Here is a 2,060-nt window from a genome sequence, read left to right on the forward strand (position 1 = left end):
AGAAGACAGAGGCCTCCAGCCCCGCCGCCGTGGCCCGGCGCTGCACGAGGGCCTGTCGCAAAGTTTTTCAGACCGATTGGCGAGCCGCGCGAGAGCGCGGCAGAGCATAACCTTTGGTTGCAGGGTTGGGTTCTTAGGCGATCAACCCCCTACCTCTGGTTGCGCCGAAATAGGTTCGGGAGAGCGCAATCTCCTCACAAACCATGTGCCGAAAAACTTTGCGACAGGCCCGTCGCGGCAGCCTTGCGCGGCCGTCCGCGGCCCTTCTTCTCGGAGGAGCCCGACGTGGGCTCCGGAGCGGCCTTCTCCCGCTGCTGACCAAGGCCGAGGCTCTTGGCAAGAGCGGAGCGCTGGGCCGAGTAGTTTGCCGCCGTGGAGGGATAGTCGGATGGGAGCCCGTACCGGGCCCGGTAGCTCTGGAAGTCCATCCCGTGCTTGGTCAGGTGGCGCTTCAGGGTCTTGTAGGCCTTGCCGTCGACGAAGCTGATCAGCCCGTCCGGCGTGATCGACTTACGGATCTGCGCGGGTGTGGGCTTCTCCACCTGTTTGACTGCCGGTCCGGAAGGGGCGCCAAGGCCAGCTAGCGCCGCGTGTACGGACGCGATCAGCTCCGGCAAGTCACTTGGGCGGACGGAATTGTTCGACACGTAGGCCGCCACAATGTCGGCTACCGTTTCGATCTCGCTGGCGTTCTCTGACCCTGTGCTTTCTTCCACGGTGATCTCCAATCAATTGCTGAACGTCAGAGTCACAGCGCATTCTTGTGGATAGCACAATGCCGTTCCCGTCCGGTCAGCTGGATTAAGGACCTAGGTGTCATTTCCAAGGAGGTTGTCCTTGGCCAGCCTGCTGATGGGTGGTTTTCCGCCGTGTGCGGCGTGGGGTCTGCGGCGGTTATAGGCGCAGAGCCACGGCCTCATGGCGGCTTTGCGCTGGTCCGATGAGGCATAGGGGCTGGCATAGAGCCACTCGCGCAAGGTCGTCTGGATGAAGCGCTCGGCCTTGCCGTTGGTCCGGGGCGTGTAGGGCCGGGTTCGTTTGTGCGCGATGGCCCTGGCAGCGAGCGCGTCGCGGAACAGGTGGCTTTTGTAGGCGGAGCCATTGTCGGTCATGACGCGCTCGACCGTGATGCCAAGGCTTTCGAACCAGGTCAGCGCCCGCTCCAGGAAGGCGGTGGCGCTCGCCTTGGTCTCGTCGGGCAGGATCTCGGTGTAGGCCAGCCGCGAGGCGTCATCGACGGCGACGTGCAAGGCTTCCCAGCCGAGGCCGCGTTTGCGGCCCTGCCGGTCGCCGGTGATGCGATGGCCGACGCCGTCGATGCGGCCGAGCTTCTTGGTGTCGAGGTGGATGAGTTCGCCCGGCCGCTCACGCTCGTAGCGGATGACCGGTGGGGGTGGGGTCAGCGCGCTCAAGCGACCCAGGCCGAGGCGGCGCAGCACCGCACCCACCGTCGCGCAGGGGATCCGCATCTGCCGGGCGATGGCCGGGCCGGACAGGCGCTCCCGGCGCAGGCGCGCGATCTCCGCCGTGGTGGCGGCATCCCGCCGCGTGGGCGAACGGTGCGGGCGCGACGAGCGGTCAGACAGGCCCGAGGTCCCTTCCGCCGCGAAGCGATCGCGCCACTTGCGCACCGTCTTCGGGTCGATCCCCAGCGCGGTCGCCACGGCGCTCACGGTCCAGCCTTGGGCCAGCCGCGCCACGATGAGATGTCGACTAAGCGGCGTCGTGCGCGCATTCTGATGGGCGTCCATCCAGGGCTCCGGGTTCAGGGTTGCTGGCTTCGCAACCGCAACCTCGCTCCGCTGCCTTGGATGGACAACCTCCATAGCAATGACACCTAGGCCTTTCAGCACTGGATGCACTGGACCACTTCAGCGCCGAGCTGGCCGAGCACGAGTGGACCGCGCCCGAGCTGTTTGGCGTGCAACCGCAGGCCGGGGTTATCCGAGCCGACGACTGCGGTGCGCTCGTTCTCAGCGGCGTGAAGGTGTCGGCCGTCGCGGCCGACCGGATCGCGTTCAGGCAGACCGCGTGCTACCGCCACGTGCCCGGTTGTGGCA

Annotated in this window: 3 protein-coding genes; all 3 read right to left on the reverse strand. The window is 66.5% G+C overall.

Annotated features, from left to right (window positions below):
• Positions 1-194: 194 nt before the first annotated feature.
• Positions 195-728 (reverse strand): Ros/MucR family transcriptional regulator, encoded by a 534-nt coding sequence (locus VGC56_RS08775; protein ID WP_464124517.1) that lies wholly within the window; start codon positions 726-728, stop codon positions 195-197.
• Between the two features lie 81 nt (positions 729-809).
• Positions 810-1,751, reverse strand: a complete 942-nt coding sequence (locus tag VGC56_RS08780; RefSeq protein ID WP_464124518.1) for an IS481 family transposase — start codon at positions 1,749-1,751, stop codon at positions 810-812.
• 95 nt (positions 1,752-1,846) lie between these two features.
• Positions 1,847-2,060, reverse strand: a 214-nt coding sequence (locus tag VGC56_RS08785; RefSeq protein ID WP_464124519.1) for a hypothetical protein, incomplete at its 5' end; no start/stop codon positions are given.

Source organism: Allosphingosinicella sp. (assembly GCF_036403745.1).
In the GTDB taxonomy this organism is placed as follows: domain Bacteria; phylum Pseudomonadota; class Alphaproteobacteria; order Sphingomonadales; family Sphingomonadaceae; genus Allosphingosinicella.

Coding starts and splice junctions, on each gene's coding strand:
- VGC56_RS08780 (WP_464124518.1), bottom strand. CDS start 1,751: ATGGACGCCCATCAGAATGCGCGCACGACGCCGCTTAGTCGACATCTC.